This window comes from Tersicoccus mangrovi (genome assembly GCF_036881825.1).
Lineage (GTDB): Bacteria > Actinomycetota > Actinomycetes > Actinomycetales > Micrococcaceae > Tersicoccus > Tersicoccus mangrovi.
Map to the genome: position 1 here is coordinate 508,778 of NZ_JBAJMW010000001.1, position 19,074 is coordinate 527,851.

Sequence of the window (19,074 nt, forward strand, 5' to 3'; positions counted from 1 at the left end):
GCTCAAGGGTACGGGGACGGCGGCGATCACCGCGATCCCGGAGCGCGATCCGGGATACTGGGAGGCATGCCACAGACCTTCGCCGCGGACACCGCCGTGGAACTGGCCGTCGTCGAGCGCAACGGCTTCATCGAGTCCCGGCACGTCGGTGCCGCCGTCGTCGTCGACGGGGACGGGCAGGTGATCCTCGAACTCGGGGACGTGCGCGCCCCGATCTTCGCGCGGTCGACGCTCAAGCCGTTCCAGGCGATCGCCTCGATGCAGGCCGGTGTACCGCTGCGCGGGCCGCAGGCGGCCATCGCCGCGGGCAGCCACCACGGCGGTTTCGACCACCGCGACGTCGTCGAGGGCATGCTCGCGGCCGCGGGCCTGGACGAGTCGGACCTGCAGTGCCCGCCCGCGTGGCCCTACGACGAGGAGGTGCGCGCGTGGCTCGTGCGCACCGAGCGGGGGAAGTCGCGGCTGGCGATGGAGTGCTCGGGCAAGCACGCCGCTTTCCTGTGGGCGTGCACCGAGGCCGGCTGGGACACCGAGACCTACCTCGACCCCGAGCACCCGCTCCAGCAGCGCGTGAAGAACGTGATCGAGGAGTACGCGCGGGAGAAGGTGGCCCACGTGGGCGTCGACGGGTGCGGGGCACCGGTCTCGACGGTCTCCCTGTACGGGCTGGCCCGCGCCTACTCGACGCTGGCGCAGGCGCCGCGCGAGATCATGGCCGACGCCCGCGCCGCGACCGTGGCCACCGCGATGCTCGACTACCCGTGGGCGGTCGCCGGAGCGGGCGCCCCGGACACCGTGGTGATGGACGAGCTCGAGGTGCTGACGAAGAGCGGCGCCGAGGGCATCCTCGCCATGGGGACCTCCTCCGGCGTCACGATGACCCTGAAGATGCTCGACGGCGCCGGCCGGGCCGCCCCGCTGGTGGGGCTGAGCCTGCTGCAGGCCGCCGGCGTGCTGGACGCCGACCGGGTCGCCGCGGTGCTGCCGAAGGCCTCCCGCCCGGTGTTCGGCGGCGGGCGGCCGGTGGGCCGTCTCGGCCTCGCGGAACCGGTGGCCGCCCTGCTCGAGCGGGACCCCGCCTGAGCACGCTCTTCTGAGAGGACCGGGACCGGCATGGCACGACGACGGATCGAGTGGGCCGACGGGGACGCGGCCCTGAGCCGCTGGGCCGACGGCGCCACGGATCGCACGACGGTCGCGACCGCGGTCCGGTACGCCCTGGAGGAGCTGACCGCGCGGGCCCCGGGCAACAGCGTCGAGGTGCGCGTCCCGCCGTTCGGCGTCGCCCAGTGCGTGGCCGGCCCCCGGCACACCCGCGGTACCCCGCCCAACGTCATCGAGACGGACGCGGCGACCTTCCTGGCTCTCGTCACCGGCCGCACGGCGTGGGTGAACGAGCGCGAGGCCGGCACGGTGGCCGCGTCGGGGACCCGAGCCGACCTGGCGGACCTGCTGCCCCTGTGGTCGCGGTTCGCGACCGGCTCCTCGTGACCGGCGGCCGGGTGATCGACCGCGCACCGCCGCGACTACGCTGGACGGCATGAGTTCCGCTGTGCCCTCCCCCGACGCCGAGTCTGACACGGAGTCGACCGCCGAGCCCGACGCCGGATCCGCCGCCCCGGCCTCGCGTCCCGTGAGCCGACCGGTGGCCCCGCACGCCGAGCAGCAGGGAGGCCAGCCGCAGGTGACGGAGTCGGTCGAGCGTCGGGAGGTCGTCGTCCGCCGCGCACCGCGTTTCGCGCCGTTCCTCGTCGGCGGCGCCGTCCTCGGCTTCGTCGTCGCGGGCATCCTCGTCTTCAGCGTTCCGGAGGATCCGCAGTACACCCCGGCCGCGGCCTTCGGCTTCTTCGCGATGCTCTTCGCCGTCGTCGGCGTGGGTCTCGGAGCGCTGCTCGCGCTCGCCCTCGACCGGCGCAGCCACCGGCGGGTGCGGCGGGGGTCGGCCGATGAGGTCACCGGGACCGTGCGATAATCGACCCGTGGCGCGTCCTGACGGAAGACTCTCGCACGATCTGCTCCCCGGGGAGAAAGGACCGCAGGACGCCTGCGGTGTCTTCGGGGTCTGGGCTCCCGGCGAGGAGGTCGCCAAGCTCTCCTACTTCGGCCTCTACGCCCTTCAGCACCGCGGCCAGGAATCGGCCGGTATCGCGACCAGCGACGGCAGCCGCATCAACGTCTACAAGGACATGGGCCTCGTCTCCCAGGTGTTCGACGAGGCGACCCTCAACACCCTGACCGGCCACATCGCCGTCGGCCACTGCCGCTACTCGACGACCGGCGCCTCCGTCTGGGCCAACGCCCAGCCGACGCTCGGCGCCACCTCGTCGGGCACCGTCGCACTCGCCCACAACGGCAACCTGACCAACTCCGCCGCCCTGAACGACCTCGTGCGGGAGCGCTACGGCATCCCGCGCACGGGCGAGCTGGCGCAGGGCAACACCACCGACACGGCGCTCGTCACCGCCCTCTTCCAGGGCCGGCCCGGTGAGGACCTCGAGTCCACCGCGATGGAGATCCTCCCCCAGCTCGAGGGCGCCTTCTGCTTCGTCTTCATGGACGAGGGCACCCTGTACGCGGCGCGGGACCGGTACGGCGTCCGTCCCCTCGTCCTCGGCCGCCTGCAGCGCGGCTGGGTCGTGGCGTCGGAGACCTCCGCCCTGGACATCATCGGCGCGTCCCTCGTGCGTGAGATCGAGCCCGGCGAGTTCATCGCGGTCGACGAGAACGGCCTCCGGTCCCAGCGGTTCGCCGAGCGGGGCGCCGCCGGCTGCGTCTTCGAGTACGTGTACCTGGCCCGGCCGGACACGACGATCGCCGGCCGGAACGTCTACGCGTCGCGCGTGGAGATGGGCCGCCGCCTCGCCGCGGAGCACGCCGTCGAGGCCGACCTCGTCATCCCCACCCCGGAGTCCGGGACGCCCGCGGCCATCGGCTACGCGGAGAAGTCCGGCATCCCGTTCGGCAACGGCCTCGTGAAGAACGCCTACGTCGGGCGCACGTTCATCCAGCCCAGTCAGACGATCCGTCAGCTCGGCATCCGGCTCAAGCTCAACCCGCTCAAGGACGTGGTGCGGGGCAAGCGGATCGTCGTCGTCGACGACTCGATCGTGCGCGGCAACACCCAGCGCGCGCTCGTGAGCATGCTTCGGGAGGCCGGCGCGGCCGAGGTGCACGTGCGGATCTCCTCGCCGCCCATCACGTGGCCCTGCTTCTACGGCATCGACTTCGCCTCGCGTGCGGAGCTCATCGCGACCGGTCTCGGCGTCGACGACATCCGCACGTCGATCGGCGCGGACTCCCTGGGCTACATCTCGCAGGAGGGCATGATCGCCGCCACCGAGCAGCCGCGGGAACGCCTGTGCACCGCGTGTTTCACCGGGGAGTACCCCATCCCGCTGCCGTCGCGGGACCGGCTGGGCAAGAACCTGCTCGAGCGGGAGGACCCGGGCGGGTGCGAGCCCGGCCCGGACGACGACCTCGAACGGGTGCTCAACCCGGACGAGCAGCACGCCGCCGAGAAGGCCGCCACGGACCTGCGGGCCCGCGCATGAGCGCCCCGCAGCAGCGCACGGACGCCGGCGCCGCCCAGGGCATCACCTACGCCAGCGCCGGCGTGGACGTCGAGGCCGGTGACCGCGCCGTCGAGCTGATGAAGGACGCCGTCCGCGCGACGCAGGGTCCGCAGGTCCTCGGCGGGGTCGGCGGGTTCGCCGGCCTCTACGACGCCAGCGCACTGACCGCGTACCGCAAGCCCCTGCTCGCCACGTCGACCGACGGCGTGGGCACCAAGGTCGCCATCGCGCAGGCCCTCGACATCCACCACACCATCGGGTTCGACCTGGTCGGCATGGTGGTCGACGACATCGTCGTGGTCGGGGCGAAGCCGCTCTACATGACCGACTACATCGCGTGCGGCCGGGTGGTCCCCGAGCGGATCGCCGACATCGTGCGCGGCATCGCCGCCGCCTGCGAGCAGACCGGCACCGCCCTCGTGGGCGGGGAGACCGCGGAACACCCCGGGCTGCTGGCCCCGAACGAGTACGACGTCGCTGGCGCGGCCACCGGGATCGTCGAGGCGGACCGGGTGCTCGGGCCGGACCGGGTGCGGTCCGGCGACGTCGTCATCGGCCTCGAGTCCTCGGGGCTGCACTCGAACGGTTACTCGCTCGTGCGCCGCGTCATCAACCACGCGGGCTGGGCGCTCGAGCGGCAGGTCTCAGAGCTGGGGCGCACGCTCGGCGAGGAACTGCTCGAGCCCACGCGCCTGTACACCGCGGACATCCTCGACCTGGCCGAGGCGCTCGACGAGGACCTGCACGCCGTCAGCCACGTGACCGGGGGCGGGCTCGCCGCCAACCTGGCGCGGGTGCTGCCGCAGGGCGTGACGGCGACGGTGGACCGGGCCACCTGGCAGCTGCCGCCGGTGTTCTCCCTGGTCGCGCAGCTGGGCCGGGTGCCGCAGGCGGACATGGAGCGCACGCTCAACCAGGGGGTCGGCATGGTCGCCGTCGTCGCCGAGGACGCGGCCGACGCCGCGGTCACCCGGTTGCGGGCGCGTGGCACGTCCGCCTGGGTGATGGGCCGGGTGGACCAGACCACCGGGCTCGTGACCGCGGGCGACCCCGACGTCGTCCAGGGCGCGAAGGGCGTGGACGGCGGCGCGGTGCGGCTGGTCAACCAGTACGCCTGAGCACGGTCCTCCCCGGCTCTCCGGCACAGCACGCAGCACCCCACCAAGGTGAGGTGCTGCGTCGTGCGGAGATCAGCCGCGGGGGGCTGAGAAGGTCGACCTGGGTGAGGGGCCGGTTCGCGTCGGCTCAGCCGAGGCGACGGCTCCCTCGGTCATCATCGTCATCGTCCGCGTACCGGTCGACGTAGGACTCATCATCCTCGGCCGGCTGCGGATATCGGCTGGCAGGGGCATGACCGGTGGAACCGGCCAGTTCGCGCTGCAGCGCCGAGTAGTCGGTCGAGGGACTGTAGTACTTGATGTCCCGCGCCTGCTTGGTGGCTTTCGCCTTCTGACGGCCGCGCCCCATGGCGTGACCCCCTCTGCTCTGTCCGGACCCCCGTGGGCAGGGCACACGAGTGTGCGGGCCCAGGGATGATGTGGTCAATGTTTCGTAGATCTAGGGTACATGCTCGTCCGCCGCGCTCAGCACGTCCAGACCCGCCCATGGCCGCCGGTCCGCCGGCCGGAGGGCAGGCGTCGTGGTGACCGTCACGGCCGGATGCGGTCCCGGGCGACGGGTGACCCCCGCCGGAGGATCGGTTAGGGTGCCAGCACGAGCCGGAACCGCAGGTCGCGGGCGGCTCAGTGACCCCGGGGACGCGTCCTGGTGGATGCGCCTCGACCCGCTGGAGAAGGGACGATCAGCCGTGAGCGAACCCACTGGTCAGGACCGCCCGATCGCGGACGAGGAGGGCCTCGCCGACCCGTCGGGGATCGCTGCCGACGCCGCAGGATCGGTGCCGGAGATCACCGATCCGGACGCCGTGGCGCTGCCCGAGCCGGAGCTCGGGGACCCGGTGCTCTCGGCGGAGGTGGAGGACGAGGACGTGCGTTCAGCCCTGGCCGAGGCGAGCGCCGTGGAGGGCGAGGCGCAGCGGGCCAGCGACGAGGTCGGTGGCGCGCCGGGCTCCGGCCGGGACATCGACGCCGACCCGACGTCGGGGCCGCAGTAGGGAGTCGCGTTCGGGGGTGACCCGCCGCCCGCGCGCCGACGAGTTCTGTCGGTGGCGGCTGGTTGAGTGAGGTCATGGAAGCACCCACGGCGCCGACGACTCGACCCCTCGATGGTGCGGTCACGCCGGTGCTGCCGGGTCTGGTCGACACGGTGATGGCCGTCGCCGCGGCGGCGTCCTCCGCGCCCTGCGCGGCTTCGACCGGGCACGGCGCTGACCCGACGTCGTGGGTGGCTCGGCTCACCGGGGCCCGCGACGCGGAAGTCGGGTTGGAGCAGACCATCGGAGCCCTCGAGGACGTCCGCCGGCTCGAGTCGTGGGCCACCGCGACCAAGCACCGGCTCGTCCTGACCGCCATGGATGCCGCTCGCGCGGAGCACGAATGGTGGATCGACGGCCATCCGCACGCGTTCGACGACGCCGATGCACCGGGGCTGCCGCGTGCCGAACGGCTCGCGATCGCCGACCGGTCCGGTATCGCCGAGATCGCCGGCGTCCTGCACCTCAGTGAAGCCGCCGTCCACACGCTCCTCCTGCAGGCCGGCCAACTGACCGAGCATCTGCCGTCGACCGCCGCGGCCCTCGAGGCGGGCACCATCACGGCGAAGGCCGCCATCCACATCGCCGACGCGACCACCGAATATGCCGACCTGCTCGCCAGCAGCGGGACAGATCCGAGGACCACTGCCCGGTTCACGCAGGCGATCACGGTCACCGAGACGGTGCTTCTCGACGGAGCTGTCAGCGGTCGCACGCCCTCCTGGCTCCGCGATCGGGCTAGGCGACTGCGCGACCTGCACCACCCCCAGTCCTTCGAGCAGAGGGAGCGGGCCGCGCGCGCCTGCCGATACGTCCGCATCATGCCCGACCGGGACGGCATGGCTCATCTCACCGCGCTCCTGCCTGCCGCCACCGCCTGGTGCATCGACCAACGGCTCACGGCGCTGGCTCGCCAGCACCGCGAGCTGGACCAGGACGGTACCGGCGGCCGCACCAACGACGACGGCGTCTGCGTCGGTGACAACAGGACTGAGGGGACACCAGCCGGTGGAGCGGAACCGGTCGGGGAAGAGCCTGCTCGGCCGACCGTGGCACAGCTGCGGGCCGACGTGCTCGCCGGCCTGCTCGCCGGGTGCGGCGCCACGTCGCCCCCCGTCGGATCCCGGGATGGGGCGCCGCACGAGGATGCGGGTACGGCGCCGCGGGTGCTGCTGACCGTTGGCGCGGAGACCCTGCTCGGCGGCAACCGACCCGGCGTCCTCGGTGCCTTCGGTCCCATTCCCGCGGCAGCCGCGCGTGAGCTCGCGGCTCGAGCGACGTCGTTCATGCTGGGAGTCACCGCTGCTCTCGATGCCTCCCAGGGGTGGAACGGTTCTATCGACGCGCGCGTGCTGCCGGTCGTCGCCACGGACAGCGGCCAGTACCGGATCCCGGCCGCCCTCCGCCGGGCACTGGCCGTCCGGGACGGCACGTGCCGGTTCCCCGGCTGCCGCCGGAACGCCGCCGGCTGCGATCTCGACCATGTCGTCGCCTGGGTCGACGGCGGAGCCACCACCGCGGAGAATCTGGCGCACCTGTGCCGCCGGCATCACGTCCTCAAGCACCACTCGGGCTGGACGGTCACGATGGCCGCCCCGCACACCGGCCCGCCGGGGGAGAGTGCGACGACCGTTCATGGCTACGGCCAGGTCACCGCACGATCGGCGCCCGAAGCCGCATCCACTCACCGCGGCGAGCAGTACGCGAGTGGGCACCTCGTCTGGACGTCGCCGGCCGGACGCCGTTACGCGACCGAGCCCGACGGTGTCGAGATCGACGGCCCCGCCCCGTTCTGAGCGGCGAACGCCGGTATCCAGGTGACGGCCGACGCAAGACCACCTGCCGTGTACGCCAGCCCCTGTTCGTCGCCACACGCCATCGACAGCCGGCCGACGCAACGTCGACCCACGTCGGATGCAACCCTGTCCCCGCGGGGCGTACGCTCGATCGGAATGCACAGCACACTGATGAAGGCAGGGAACTGACATGGAGTACACCCGTCTCGGCAGCACCGGTCTCGAGGTCTCCCGGATCGCGCTCGGCTGCATGAGCTTCGGCGAGCCGGATCGCGGCAACCACTCGTGGAGTCTGCCCGAGGACGAGAGCCGCACCCTGATCAAGCAGGCCGTCGATGCCGGGATCACCTTCTTCGACACCGCCAACGTCTACTCGGCGGGCAGCAGCGAGGAGATCGTCGGTCGCGCTCTGGCCGACTTCACCGACCGCGACACCGTCGTCCTCGCCACCAAGGTCCACGGCCGCATGCACGAAGGGCCCAACGGCGCGGGCCTGTCCCGCAAGGCGATCATGGCCCAGCTCGACGCGAGCCTCCGCCGCCTCGGCACCGACTGGGTCGACCTCTATCAGATCCACCGCTGGGACCCTCACACGCCCATCGAGGAGACCATGGAGGCTCTCCACGACGTCGTGAAGTCCGGCAAGGCCCGCTACCTCGGCGCCTCCTCCATGTGGGCGTGGCAGTTCGCCAAGGCCCAGGAGGTAGCCCGCGCCAACGGCTGGACCCCCTTCGTCTCGATGCAGGACCACTACAACCTGCTCAACCGCGAGGAAGAGCGCGAGATGTACCCGCTCTGCGAGGACCAGGGCGTCGGCGTCATCCCCTGGAGCCCCCTCGCCCGCGGCCGTCTCGCCCGCCCCTGGGACACCGACACCGAGCGCTCCGCCACGGACGAGTTCGGCAAGCGGCTCTACCCCGAGTCGGACCGCCCGATCGTCGACGCCGTCAGTGCCGTCGCCGAGCGCCAGGGCGTCTCCCGCGCCCAGGTCGCCCTCGCCTGGGTGCTCCGCAACCCCGTGGTGACCGCCCCGATCGTCGGGGCGACCAAGGCGAAGCACCTGGAGGACGCCGTCGCTTCTCTGGACGTCACGCTGACCGACGACGACGTCGCCGAGCTCCAGGCCTCCTACACCCCGCACGAGCCCGCCGGCTTCTGAGGCGGCCACGGCGCCACGGTCGCGCCACGACGGAGCCCCCCGACCCGATCGGGTCGAGGGGCTCCGTCGTGAGCGGGGGCACGCAGCGAACAGGGCAGGCAGCGCCGGTCAGCAGCCGTCCGGTCCGCAGGCCTGGCCGTTCAGCCCACCGGTCTCGTCGGTGCCGCCGTCGGGACTGACCATGACCAGCGGGTTCGCCTCGGACCACGCGGTGCGCAGCGCCTGCTCGAACAGTTCGGCGGGCTGGGCCCCGGAGATCCCGTACGTGTCGTCGAGGACGAAGAACGGCACCCCGGTGATGCCGAGGCTCTGGGCGCGCCGGATGTCCGCGTTCACGGCGTCGGCGTAGCGCCCGGAGTCCAGCGCGGCCGTTATATCGTCCGCGGCGAGGCCTGCCTCCGTGCCGATCCGCACGAGCACCTCCCGTGAGCCGATGTCCTCACCGTGCTCGAAGTGCGCCGAGAGCAGCGCCTCCTTGACCGCCCCGGCCACCCCGTGATCGGCGGCCAGGTGGAGCAGTTCGTGGCCCGGCAGGCTGTTGGCGACGACGACGGAGTCGAAGTCGTAGGCGAGCCCCTCCCCCGCGGCCACCTCGGTGACCTGCGCGAACATCTGGGCGACCCGGTCGGCGGGCATGCCCTTCCGCTCGCTGAGGTACTCGATCTCGCTGCCGTCGTAGTGGGCGGGCAGCGAGGGGTCGAGCTGGAAACTGTGCCAGGTGACCGTCACGTCGTCCCGGTGCTCGAAGCGGGCGAGCGCGGATTCGAAGCGGCGCTTGCCGATGTAGCACCAGGGGCAGGCGATGTCGGACCAGATGTCGATGTTCACGAACGCACCAACGCGGTCGCGCTCGCGCTCATTCCGGCTGCGCTCACTGCAGCTCTCGCCAGCGTGCGACCATCGCCTCGACGTCGACGACGGGTGCGATGATCCGGGACTCGCGACTGAACCGGGACTCCACCCGGTCCTGCCGCACCCGGTGGTTGTAGTCCGTCAGGTACTCCCGCACGTCGTCCTCCCGCGTGAACCGGCCCAGCGACCCCGGGAACCCGTCGGCCTCCCGCCGCAGCTGGACGACGATGGGGGCGAGGGCGGCGGTGTCGATGTGCTCGCGCTTCATCCAGCGCTTGATCCACCACTGCGGGTCGTCCGCGTCGGAGAAGTCGAGGGGCTGGCCGGCCAACGGCAGGTCGTCGAACTCCCCGCGCTCCATCGCCTCCCGGATCCGACGCTCGGCCAGACTCTCGAACCGGTCCATCAGCCTCCGTCGCCCCGGGCCGCGGCCTCGATGGTCGCGATGTCGAGCTTCGTCATCGGCAGGAACGCCGCGGTGATGCGCTGCGCGGTCGCGGCGTCGGCGGACGCCAGCAGCTCCGTCAGCACGACGGGGGTGACCTGCCACGACAGGCCGTACCTGTCCTTGAGCCAGCCGCACTGGCTCTCCTGCCCGCCGTCAGCCGTCAGCGCCTCCCAGTAGCGGTCCACCTCGGCCTGGTCCTCGCACATGACCTGCAGGGACACGGCCTCGCTGAAGGGGAAGGCGGGGCCGCCGTTCAGGCCGGCGAAACGCCGTCCGCCCAGCTCGAACTCGACGACCATGACGTCGCCGGTGCCCGCGCTGGGGCTGTTGTCGGGGTGGTCGACCTGGGTCAGGATCCGCGAGTCGGGGAACACGGACGTGTAGAACCGGGCGGCTTCCAGGGCCTGCCCGTCGAACCACAGGCAGGTGAGGACATCCTTCATGACAGCCTCCTCGATCGGCGGGACGGCCTCGGACGGCGACCGCCCCCGATGTGAACGTCATTCACATCGGGGGAAGTCTAGGATCAGCGCGCGCCCGAGGACAAGGGATGCGCGACGGCCGGCTGGGAGAACGCCGGGCGGGACGACGGCGTCGTCCGCCGGCTCGCCAGCGCCGCCAGGCTGACGCCGACACCGTCCTCGATCAGCGCCGCCTGCCACGTCCACCCGAATTCTCGCTGGGCCCAGGCGCGCCAGGCCGCTCCGCCCCAGGATCCGGCCAGGGCACCGGCAGCGCCGGCGACGACGGGGGCATCGAGCACGGAACGTTCCCGTCGGGCCAGGATCGTGGCCCCGGTCGCCCCGGACACGAGACGGCCCACGAGCGGGCCCGGGTCCAGTCGGCTCGGGGTGGCCGGCAGCTTGTCGACGACCAGCTCACCGGCGACGGCCAGTGCCGCGACCGCGCGTCCGACGCTGCGGCCGCCCGACGCCGCACCCGAGGCGCCCGCCGGACGGCCGGCGAGCACCGGCGCGGCGACGCCGAGCGAGCTGCGGATCCCGGCCGCGATCCCGAGCATGCTCGACCGGGCGATCAGTGACGCCGACGCGCGGGCCGCACGGCGACGGGAGCGCCGCTCGGCGCGCCGGAGGGTGGCGTCGGCAGGCCCGCCCGGTTCGGTGGCTGCGAGCGCGGCGCGCGTGGTGATCCCGTAGGCGAGGTGCCCGGCGACGTCGGTCGCCCAGTCCGCGGAGGACCAGGTGCGTGGGTCGCTGATGCCGAGCGCGGCCATCGGCACGTCGCTCGCCGCCATGGCCGCAGCACCGGTCAGGGCGGCGCCGGTCGGTCCCGAGAACCGCAGGCCCGCCGACCGGGCGGCGCTGGCGAGCACGCCGATCCCGAGCCCTACGGCGATGCCGCCGACGGCGCCGAGGGCGCTGCGGCGGTTGTCCCGCTCCGCTCCCCGCCCGGGGACGGCGACGCCGAGGCGGTCGAGGGCGGCCTCCACCGTCCGTCCGGGCGCCTCACTGGCGGGCCGGCCGCGCAGCACCATGTCGGCGTACGTGACGGCGTTCAGGGCGGCGGTGCCGGCGGCCCCGGCGAGGAGGCCGCGGGTCAGCGTGTTCGTCATGACGGTCCTTCCGTTGAACTACGAAGCATGCTGACCATCCTTGCACTGGATCGGTCGGAGGTGAACCGGAAGGAGGACCCGACGTCCGACTCAGGCCGCCGTGACCGTCAGCCCGTCGGCGTCAACGCCGTCCTCGCCGGTCGCCCGGTCGACCCGCACGGTGTCGCCGTCGGTGATCTCGCCGGCCAGAATGCCGCGGGCCAGCCGGTCCCCGATCTCGCGCTGCACCAGGCGGCGCAGCGGCCGGGCCCCGAAGGCCGGGTCGAACCCGGTCAGGGCCAGCCACTCCCGCGCGGCGTCGGTGACGTCGAGGGTCAGCCGCCGGTCGGTCAGCCGCGAGGCGAGATCGCGGACCTGCAGGTCGACGATCCGGGACAGCTCGTCGATCGACAGCGCGTCGAACATGACGATCTCGTCCAGGCGGTTGAGGAACTCCGGCTTGAACGAGGCGTTGACGACGCCCATCACGAGCTCACGCTTCTTCGCGTCGTCGATCGACGGGTCCACGAGGAACTGGGAGCCCAGGTTCGACGTGAGCACGAGGATGACGTTGCGGAAGTCGACCGTGCGGCCCTGCCCGTCGGTGAGCCGGCCGTCGTCGAGCACCTGCAGGAGGATGTCGAAGACCTCGGGGTGGGCCTTCTCCACCTCGTCGAGCAGGACGACGGAGTAGGGCCGGCGCCGCACGGCCTCGGTGAGCTGACCGCCCTCGTCGTACCCGACGTAGCCCGGAGGGGCGCCGACCAGCCGGCTGACCGTGTGCTTCTCCGAGTACTCGCTCATGTCGATGCGCACCATGGCGCGCTCGTCGTCGAACAGGAAGTCCGCGAGCGACTTGGCGAGCTCCGTCTTGCCGACGCCCGTGGGGCCGAGGAACAGGAACGAGCCGGTGGGCCGGTTCGGGTCGCTGATCCCCGCGCGGGCACGGCGGACGGCGTCGGAGACGGCCGCGACCGCAGGCCGCTGCCCGATGAGGCGCTCCCCGAGGAAGTTCTCCATGTGCAGCAGCTTCTGCGACTCGCCCTGCAGCATCCGGCCGGCCGGGATCCCGGTCCAGGCCGAGACCACCTCGGCGATGTCGTCCGCGGTGACCTCCTCGTTCACGAGCAGGGAGCTGGCGCCGAGGTCGGCATGCTGGGCCTGGTCGTCGGCGGCCTGCATCTCCCGCTCCAGGGTGGGGATCTCCCCGTAGAGGATGCGGGAGGCCTCGGCGAGGTCGCCCTCGCGCTGGGCCTTCTCCGCGGTCGAGCGCAGCTCGTCGATCTTCGCGCGCAGGTCGCCGGACCGGTTCAGGGACGCCTTCTCGGCCTCCCACCGGGCGTTGAGCCCGTCGAGCTGCTCCTGCTTGTCGGCCTTCTCCTCGCGCAGCGCGGCGAGGCGCTCCACCGAGGAGGCGTCCGTCTCGTCCTGCAGGGCGAGCTCCTCCATGGTCAACCGGTCCACGGCACGGCGGAGCGTGTCGATCTCCTCCGGCGCGGAGTCGATCTCCATCCGCAGCCGGGACGCGGCCTCGTCGACGAGGTCGATGGCCTTGTCCGGCAGCTGACGACCCGTGATGTACCGGTGGGAGAGAGAGGCCGCGGCCACGAGGGCGGCGTCGGCGATGGCCACCTTGTGGTGCGCCTCGTAGCGCTCCTTCAGCCCGCGGAGGATCGCAATGGTGTCGTCGACGCTCGGCTCCCCCACGTACACCTGCTGGAACCGACGCTCCAGCGCCGGGTCCTTCTCGATGTTCTCGCGGTACTCGTCCAGCGTGGTCGCGCCGATCAGGCGCAGCTCCCCGCGGGCCAGCATGGGCTTGAGCATGTTGCCGGCGTCCATGGCGCCCTCGGACGCGCCCGCACCGACCACGGTGTGCAGCTCGTCGATGAACGTGACGACCTGCCCCTCGGCCCCCTTGATCTCCTCGAGCACGGCCTTGAGCCGCTCCTCGAACTCGCCGCGGTACTTGGCGCCGGCGATCATCGCCCCGAGGTCGAGGCTGATGAGGGTCTTGCCGCGCAGGGACTCCGGCACGTCCCCCGCGACGATGCGCTGGGCCAGGCCCTCGACGACGGCGGTCTTGCCGACGCCGGGCTCGCCGATGAGCACCGGGTTGTTCTTCGTGCGGCGCGAGAGCACCTGCACGACGCGGCGGATCTCGGCGTCACGGCCGATCACCGGGTCGAGCTTGCCCGAGCGGGCGACGGCGGTCAGGTCGGTGCCGTACTTCTCGAGCGACTGGAACGTCGCCTCGGGGTCCGGGCTGTCGACCTTCCGGCCGCCGCGCACGGACGGGATCGCGGCCCGCAGGGCGTCGGGGGTCGCCCCCGCGTCGCGCAGCACGGTACCGGCCGCGCCCTGGTCGGCGGCGACGCCGAGCAGCAGGTGCTCGGTCGAGACGTACTCGTCCCCGAGCTTCTCGGCCTCCGCCTGCGCGGCCTGCACGACGGCGAGACCGGCGCGGGAGAGCTGCGCCTGCTGGACGGACGACCCGGACGAGGCCGGCAGCGCCTGCAGGGTGGACGCGACCTTCGGCGCGAGCACGGCCGGGTCCACCCCGGCGCTGCGCAGGACGGCGACCGCGACGCCGTCGGTCTGCTCGAGCAGGGCCGAGAGCAGGTGCGCGGGTTCGACCTGGGGGTTGCCGGCGGTGGTGGCGGCCGTGACGGCGGCGGCCAGCGCCTCCTGGCTGCGGGTGGTGAATCGGGGGCTCACCGGGGGTCCTCTCGACGATGGGGGTGAGGTCTCAGACTTGAGTCTACCCAACTCAACCCGCGAAAGGAACGCGTGATTCCCTCATCCTCCGTCGCCGCGGGACGGCCCGGCAAGACCCGTCAGCGCAGCGGCCCGACCACCGATTCGACGGTCCGCAGCAGCCGGCCCGAGGCGACGTACTCCTCGAGGTCGGCGATCTCCGGGGCCAGGAAGCGGTCGGCCCCCGGCGCGCCGATCCGGGCGGTGACGTCGGCCAGGACCGCCGCACCGGCGGGGCCGGGCTGCAGCGGGGCGCGCAGCGCGATCGCCCGGGTGGCGGCGAGCAGCTCGATGGCGAGGACGCGCCGCAGGTTGGCCACCCCCTGGCGCAGCTTGCGGGCGGCGTGCCAGCCCATCGACACGTGGTCCTCCTGCATCGCCGAGCTGGGGATGGAGTCGACGGACGCCGGCACCGCGAGTCGCTTCAGGTCCGAGACCAGGCCCGCCTGGGTGTACTGGGCGATCATCAGGCCCGAGTCCGTGCCGGGGTCCTCGGCGAGGAAGGGCGGCAGGCCGTGGGAGCGGGCCGGGTCGAGCATCCGGTCGGTGCGGCGCTCGGCCATCGAGGCGACGTCGGCGACGGGGATGGCGAGGAAGTCCAGGACGTAGGCCACGGGGGCGCCGTGGAAGTTGCCGTTGGACGAGATGGTGCCGTCGTCGAGCACCACCGGGTTGTCGATCGCCGCGGCGAGCTCGCGCTCGACTACCTGGGTGGCGTATGCCGCGGTGTCCCGCGCCGCCCCGGCGACCTGCGGGGCGCAGCGCAGCGAGTAGGCGTCCTGGACGCGGTCGTCCCCGTACCGGTGGGAGGCGACGATCGCGGAGTCGGCGAGCACGGCGAGCATCGTGGCGGCCGACCGGACCTGGCCGGGGTGCGGCCGCAGCGGCTCGTGCAGTTCGGGGACGAACACACGGTCGGTGCCGAGCAGCCCCTCGACCGAGAGGGCCGCGGTGATGTCGGCGACGGTGAAGAGGTCCGTCAGGTCCGCGAGGGCGAGGACGAGCTGGCCGAGCATGCCGTCCGTGCCGTTGATCAGCGCGAGACCCTCCTTCTCCTCGAGGGTCACGGGGGCGATGCCGGCCTCGGCGAGCAGCTCGGGGACGGGACGCTCGACGCCGTCGGGCCCGGTGGCCCGGCCCTCCCCCATGAGGACGAGGGCGCAGTGGGCGAGCGGCGCGAGGTCGCCCGAGCAGCCGAGGGAGCCGAACTCGTGCACCACGGGCGTGATGCCGGCGTTGAGCACGTCGATCAGCGTCTGCAGGGTCTCGAGCCGGATGCCGGTGCGCCCGGACGCGAGGGTCTTGGCCCGCAGGAACATCAAGGCACGGACCACCTCGCGCTCGACGGCCGGCCCGGCGCCCGCGGCGTGCGAGCGCACGAGCGACTTCTGCAGCCGGGTGCGCTTCTGCGGCGGGATCGGGGTGTTGGCCAGGGCGCCGAAGCCGGTCGAGATGCCGTAGACCGGCGTCGTGGACGCGGCGAGCGCGTCGATGTGGGCACGCACGGCGCGGACCCGCTCGCGGGCCTCGGGCGCGAGCTCGACCCTGGCGTCGTGCCGGGCGACGGCGACGACGTCGGCCGCGGTGGTGCCCGCGGTTCCGAGGGTGACGGGGGCCACCTGGTCGGTGGGGCGGTCGGTGGTGGTGGCGGTCATGGGATTCTCCTGCGGAAGAGGGGGGGTGAGAGGGGTCGAGGTTCAGGGGCGGCCGGCGGGGGTGACGACCTGGCGGCCGCGCTGCCAGACGGCCCACGTCAGGGGCATGCCGGGCCGGTAGGCCAGGTGCACGGCGGACGGGGCGTCGAGGACCTGCAGGTCGGCGCGGGCGCCCACGGCCAGGCGCCCGGCGGCGGGCCGGTCGGCGGTCCCGACGTCGCGCCGCAGGGCCTTCGCGCCACCGAGCGTGGCGGCCGTGACCGCCTCCTCGACGGTCAGGCCCATCTGCAGCACGGCGGTCGCGACGCAGAACGCCATCGACGTCGTCCAGCTCGTGCCGGGGTTGGCGTTGGAGGCGATCGCGACGGTGGCCCCGGCGTCGAGCAGCCGGCGGGCCGGGGCGAGCGGGGCCCGGGTCGAGAGGTCGCACGCGGGGAGAACGGTGGCCACGGTGTCCGAGGCCGCGAGCGCCGCGACGTCGTCGTCGGTGACGTGGTTGACGTGGTCCACCGAGGCCGCGCCGACCTCGACGGCCAGCGCGACGCCCCCGCCGGGGCCGAGCTGGTTGCCGTGCACGCGCAGCCCGAGGCCGGCCTCGCGGCAGGCGGTGAGCACGCGGCGGGACTGCTCGACGGTGAACGCCCCGCGTTCGCAGAACACGTCCGCCCAGCGCACGTGCGGGGCGACGGCGTCGAGCATGGGCCCGCACACGGTGTCGACGTAGGCGTCCGGGTCGAGTCCGTCGGGCACCAGATGGGCCCCGAGGAAGGTGACGTCCTCGACGTGGGCGGCGGCGATCCGCGCGCTGCGGGCCTCGTCCGGCACGGTGAGGCCGTACCCGGTCTTGGTCTCCAGGCTTGTGGTGCCCCCGGCCAGCGCCTCCCGCACCCGGGCGGCGACCAGGGCATCGAGCCGGGCGTCGTCGGCGGCACGGGTGGCATCGGTGGTCACGGCGATACCCCCGGCCTCGTACGCCTGCCCGGCCATCCGGGCGGCGAACTCGGCGGCCCGGTCCCCGTCGAACACAAGGTGGGTGTGCGAGTCGACCCAGCCCGGGAGCACGGCCCGGCCGCCGACGTCGACGGCCGTATCGGCCGCCGGCGCGCCGGACGCGGGCCCGACCCACGCGATCCGATCGCCCTCGATCACGAGCGCGGCGTCGCGGAACGTGCCGAACTCGTCGTCGACCGTCGTCAGCTCCGCGATGCCGGTGACGAGCGTCGAGGCGGGACCGGACATGCTCACCGCTGGTCCCGCATGGGTGGGCCCACGTGAGCAGGGGCCCCCGACCGAGCTTGCGAGGTTGGGGAGCTCATGGGGATCCGGACGCCGCGCTCGTCGGCGACCTCGAGCGCCCGCTCGTAGCCGGCGTCGGCGTGCCGGATGATGCCCATGCCCGGGTCGTTGGTCAGCAGCCGCTCGAGCTTCTGAGCGGCCAGCGGGGTGCCGTCCGCGACGCCCACCTGCCCGGCGTGCTGGGAGCGGCCGATGCCGACGCCGCCGCCGTGGTGGATCGAGACCCAGGTGGCCCCGGAGGAGGCGGCGGTCAGGGCGTTGAGCAGCGGCCAGTCGGCGATCGCGTCGGACCCGTCGGCCATCGCCTCCGTCTCCCGGTACGGCGAGGCGACGGAGCCGGAGTCCAGGTGGTCCCGCCCGATGACGATCGGGGCGGAGAGGGTGCCGTCGGCCACGAGCTCGTTGAACCGCAGCGCGGCACGGTGCCGCTCGCCGTAGCCGAGCCAGCAGATCCGGGCGGGCAGGCCCTCGAACTCGACCCGGTCCGCAGCGGCGTCGAGCCACCGGTGCAGGTGCTCGTTCTCCGGGAACAGCTCCTTGATCGCGGCGTCGGTGATCTCGATGTCCTTCGGGTCGCCCGAGAGCGCCACCCAGCGGAAGGGCCCCAGGCCCTCGCAGAACAGGGGCCGGATGTAGGCGGGCACGAATCCGGGGAAGTCGAAGGCGCGGGCGTAGCCGGCCTGCCGGGCCTCGTCGCGGATCGAGTTGCCGTAGTCGAACACCTCGGCGCCCGCGTCGCGGAACTCGACCATGGCCTGCACCTGGGTCGCCATGGACTCGCGGGCCTTCTTGGTGAACCCGTCGGGGTCCGCGGCGGCCTCGGCCTCCCACTGCTCGACGGTGTACTCGGTCGGCAGGTAGGACAGCGGGTCGTGCGCGGAGGTCTGGTCGGTGACGACGTCGACCGTCAGGTCCCCGGCCTGGTGCCGGCGCAGCAGTTCGGGGAAGACGGTCGCGGCGTTGCCCACGTACCCGACGGACAGGGCGCGGCGCTCGGCCTTCGCGGCGACGACCTTGGCGAGCGCGGTCTCGAGATCGGTCTCCACCTCGTCGAGGTAGCGCTTGGCCTGCCTCCGGCGCAGCCGGGTCTCGTCGACGTCGACGACCAGGCAGGCGCCCCCGTTGAGGGTCACGGCGAGCGGCTGCGCGCCGCCCATGCCGCCGCAGCCGCCGGTCAGGGTCAGCGTCCCGGCGAGCGTCGGCTCGGTCAGCCGGCCGTCCTCGTGCATGACCTTCGCGACGGCGTGGAACGTCTCGAAAGTGCCCTGCAGGATGCCCTGGGTCGCGATGTAGATCCACGAGCCGGCGGTCATCTGGCCGTACATGGTCAGACCCTCGGCCTCGAGCCGGCGGAACTCGGGCCAGGTGGCCCAGTCCCCGACGAGGTTGGAGTTGGCGATCAGCACGCGCGGCGCCCACACGTTCGTGCGGAACACGCCGACCGGCTTGCCGGACTGCACGAGCAGCGTCTCGTCGTCGGCCAGGTCCTTCAGGGTGTCGACGATGGCGTCGTACGCGGCCCAGCTGCGCGCGGCGCGACCGGTGCCGCCGTAGACGACGAGGTCGTCGGGGCGCTCGGCGACCTCGGGGTCGAGGTTGTTCATCAGCATCCGCAGCGGCGCCTCGGTCTGCCAGCTCCGGGCACTGAGCTCGGTGCCACGAGGGGCGCGGACGGGACGGGCTCCGGGCAGGGCCATGGTCATCTCTCCTGGTACTCGACGGCGGTGCGATGCCGCGCGGGGTCGGGACGTCGACCGGGCCGACCGGGCCCGGGACTGCCTCCATGGCACCACGCCGGCAACACCGTGAACCGTCGCCGCCGCGCCTTCTGTCCG

17 protein-coding genes are annotated in these 19,074 nt (G+C 73.0%); 8 read left to right on the forward strand and 9 right to left on the reverse strand.

Going from position 1 to position 19,074, the window contains the following annotated elements; translation table 11 throughout:
- Positions 1 to 66 precede the first annotated feature (66 nt).
- The 5 genes from V6N00_RS02495 to purM are packed head-to-tail and all read left to right on the forward strand — an operon-like array spanning position 67 to position 4,690.
- A complete protein-coding gene (locus V6N00_RS02495) occupies positions 67 to 1,083 on the forward strand; it encodes an asparaginase (RefSeq protein WP_334230469.1) in 1,017 nt (338 codons plus the stop codon).
- A gap of 30 nt (positions 1,084 to 1,113) precedes the next feature.
- Positions 1,114 to 1,491, forward strand: coding sequence for a sterol carrier family protein (locus V6N00_RS02500; protein WP_334230470.1), 378 nt, complete (start codon positions 1,114 to 1,116; stop codon positions 1,489 to 1,491).
- Between the two features lie 49 nt (positions 1,492 to 1,540).
- The gene (locus V6N00_RS02505; protein WP_334230471.1) at positions 1,541 to 1,972 is read left to right on the forward strand and encodes a hypothetical protein; all 432 of its coding nucleotides are present in this window, start codon (positions 1,541 to 1,543) and stop codon (positions 1,970 to 1,972) included.
- Positions 1,973 to 1,979: 7 nt separating this feature from the next.
- Entirely contained in the window at positions 1,980 to 3,551 is a 1,572-nt protein-coding gene (gene purF, locus V6N00_RS02510; RefSeq protein ID WP_334230472.1) for an amidophosphoribosyltransferase, read from the forward strand.
- Complete coding sequence (gene purM, locus V6N00_RS02515; RefSeq protein WP_334230473.1) at positions 3,548 to 4,690, forward strand: phosphoribosylformylglycinamidine cyclo-ligase; 1,143 nt, start codon at positions 3,548 to 3,550, stop codon at positions 4,688 to 4,690. Before purF ends, purM begins: the two co-directional genes overlap by 4 nt.
- Before the next feature lie 127 nt (positions 4,691 to 4,817).
- Here purM and V6N00_RS02520 read toward each other — a convergent pair whose 3' ends face one another.
- Positions 4,818 to 5,039 (reverse strand): DUF3073 domain-containing protein, encoded by a 222-nt coding sequence (locus tag V6N00_RS02520; RefSeq protein WP_334230474.1) that lies wholly within the window; start codon positions 5,037 to 5,039, stop codon positions 4,818 to 4,820.
- A 340-nt stretch (positions 5,040 to 5,379) separates the two neighbouring features.
- Between V6N00_RS02520 and V6N00_RS02525 the strand changes: the two genes are divergently transcribed.
- From V6N00_RS02525 to V6N00_RS02535, 3 genes are all read left to right on the forward strand, one after another.
- Complete coding sequence (locus V6N00_RS02525) at positions 5,380 to 5,685, forward strand: hypothetical protein (RefSeq protein ID WP_334230475.1); 306 nt, start codon at positions 5,380 to 5,382, stop codon at positions 5,683 to 5,685.
- Positions 5,686 to 5,759: 74 nt separating this feature from the next.
- Entirely contained in the window at positions 5,760 to 7,520 is a 1,761-nt protein-coding gene (locus tag V6N00_RS02530) for an HNH endonuclease signature motif containing protein (RefSeq protein WP_334230476.1), read from the forward strand.
- A gap of 190 nt (positions 7,521 to 7,710) precedes the next feature.
- Positions 7,711 to 8,679 (forward strand): aldo/keto reductase, encoded by a 969-nt coding sequence (locus V6N00_RS02535; protein ID WP_334230477.1) that lies wholly within the window; start codon positions 7,711 to 7,713, stop codon positions 8,677 to 8,679.
- 108 nt (positions 8,680 to 8,787) lie between these two features.
- On the opposite strand, the gene V6N00_RS02540 is transcribed toward V6N00_RS02535, so the two are convergent.
- The 8 genes from V6N00_RS02540 to hutU all read right to left on the reverse strand — a co-directional run bounded on the left by V6N00_RS02540 (position 8,788) and on the right by hutU (position 18,936).
- Positions 8,788 to 9,507 (reverse strand): DsbA family oxidoreductase, encoded by a 720-nt coding sequence (locus tag V6N00_RS02540; protein WP_334230478.1) that lies wholly within the window; start codon positions 9,505 to 9,507, stop codon positions 8,788 to 8,790.
- A gap of 43 nt (positions 9,508 to 9,550) precedes the next feature.
- A complete protein-coding gene (locus V6N00_RS02545; RefSeq protein ID WP_334230479.1) occupies positions 9,551 to 9,937 on the reverse strand; it encodes a DnaJ family domain-containing protein in 387 nt (128 codons plus the stop codon).
- A complete protein-coding gene (locus V6N00_RS02550) occupies positions 9,937 to 10,422 on the reverse strand; it encodes a VOC family protein (RefSeq protein ID WP_334230480.1) in 486 nt (161 codons plus the stop codon). The genes V6N00_RS02545 and V6N00_RS02550 overlap by 1 nt, the downstream gene beginning before the upstream one ends.
- 83 nt (positions 10,423 to 10,505) lie before the next feature.
- Entirely contained in the window at positions 10,506 to 11,552 is a 1,047-nt protein-coding gene (locus tag V6N00_RS02555) for a hypothetical protein (RefSeq protein ID WP_334230481.1), read from the reverse strand.
- 90 nt (positions 11,553 to 11,642) lie between these two features.
- Positions 11,643 to 14,249: an ATP-dependent chaperone ClpB gene (gene clpB / locus V6N00_RS02560; RefSeq protein WP_334230482.1), complete on the reverse strand. Its 2,607-nt coding sequence runs from the start codon at positions 14,247 to 14,249 to the stop codon at positions 11,643 to 11,645.
- Between the two features lie 119 nt (positions 14,250 to 14,368).
- Positions 14,369 to 15,943, reverse strand: a complete 1,575-nt coding sequence (gene hutH, locus V6N00_RS02565) for a histidine ammonia-lyase (RefSeq protein ID WP_334230483.1) — start codon at positions 15,941 to 15,943, stop codon at positions 14,369 to 14,371.
- Between the two features lie 42 nt (positions 15,944 to 15,985).
- Positions 15,986 to 17,182 carry an imidazolonepropionase gene (gene hutI / locus V6N00_RS02570; protein WP_334230750.1) on the reverse strand — a complete coding sequence of 399 codons (1,197 nt, stop codon included), beginning with the start codon at positions 17,180 to 17,182 and terminating at the stop codon, positions 15,986 to 15,988.
- A 2-nt stretch (positions 17,183 to 17,184) separates the two neighbouring features.
- Positions 17,185 to 18,936, reverse strand: a complete 1,752-nt coding sequence (gene hutU, locus V6N00_RS02575; RefSeq protein WP_334230484.1) for a urocanate hydratase — start codon at positions 18,934 to 18,936, stop codon at positions 17,185 to 17,187.
- Positions 18,937 to 19,074: the final 138 nt, after the last annotated feature.

Coding starts and splice junctions, on each gene's coding strand:
- V6N00_RS02495 (WP_334230469.1), top strand. CDS start 67: ATGCCACAGACCTTCGCCGCGGACACCGCCGTGGAACTGGCCGTCGTC.
- V6N00_RS02500 (WP_334230470.1), top strand. CDS start 1,114: ATGGCACGACGACGGATCGAGTGGGCCGACGGGGACGCGGCCCTGAGC.
- V6N00_RS02505 (WP_334230471.1), top strand. CDS start 1,541: ATGAGTTCCGCTGTGCCCTCCCCCGACGCCGAGTCTGACACGGAGTCG.
- purM (WP_334230473.1), top strand. CDS start 3,548: ATGAGCGCCCCGCAGCAGCGCACGGACGCCGGCGCCGCCCAGGGCATC.
- V6N00_RS02520 (WP_334230474.1), bottom strand. CDS start 5,039: ATGGGGCGCGGCCGTCAGAAGGCGAAAGCCACCAAGCAGGCGCGGGAC.
- V6N00_RS02530 (WP_334230476.1), top strand. CDS start 5,760: ATGGAAGCACCCACGGCGCCGACGACTCGACCCCTCGATGGTGCGGTC.
- V6N00_RS02535 (WP_334230477.1), top strand. CDS start 7,711: ATGGAGTACACCCGTCTCGGCAGCACCGGTCTCGAGGTCTCCCGGATC.
- V6N00_RS02545 (WP_334230479.1), bottom strand. CDS start 9,937: ATGGACCGGTTCGAGAGTCTGGCCGAGCGTCGGATCCGGGAGGCGATG.
- V6N00_RS02550 (WP_334230480.1), bottom strand. CDS start 10,422: ATGAAGGATGTCCTCACCTGCCTGTGGTTCGACGGGCAGGCCCTGGAA.
- V6N00_RS02555 (WP_334230481.1), bottom strand. CDS start 11,552: ATGACGAACACGCTGACCCGCGGCCTCCTCGCCGGGGCCGCCGGCACC.
- hutH (WP_334230483.1), bottom strand. CDS start 15,943: ATGACCGCCACCACCACCGACCGCCCCACCGACCAGGTGGCCCCCGTC.
- hutI (WP_334230750.1), bottom strand. CDS start 17,182: ATGTCCGGTCCCGCCTCGACGCTCGTCACCGGCATCGCGGAGCTGACG.
- hutU (WP_334230484.1), bottom strand. CDS start 18,936: ATGGCCCTGCCCGGAGCCCGTCCCGTCCGCGCCCCTCGTGGCACCGAG.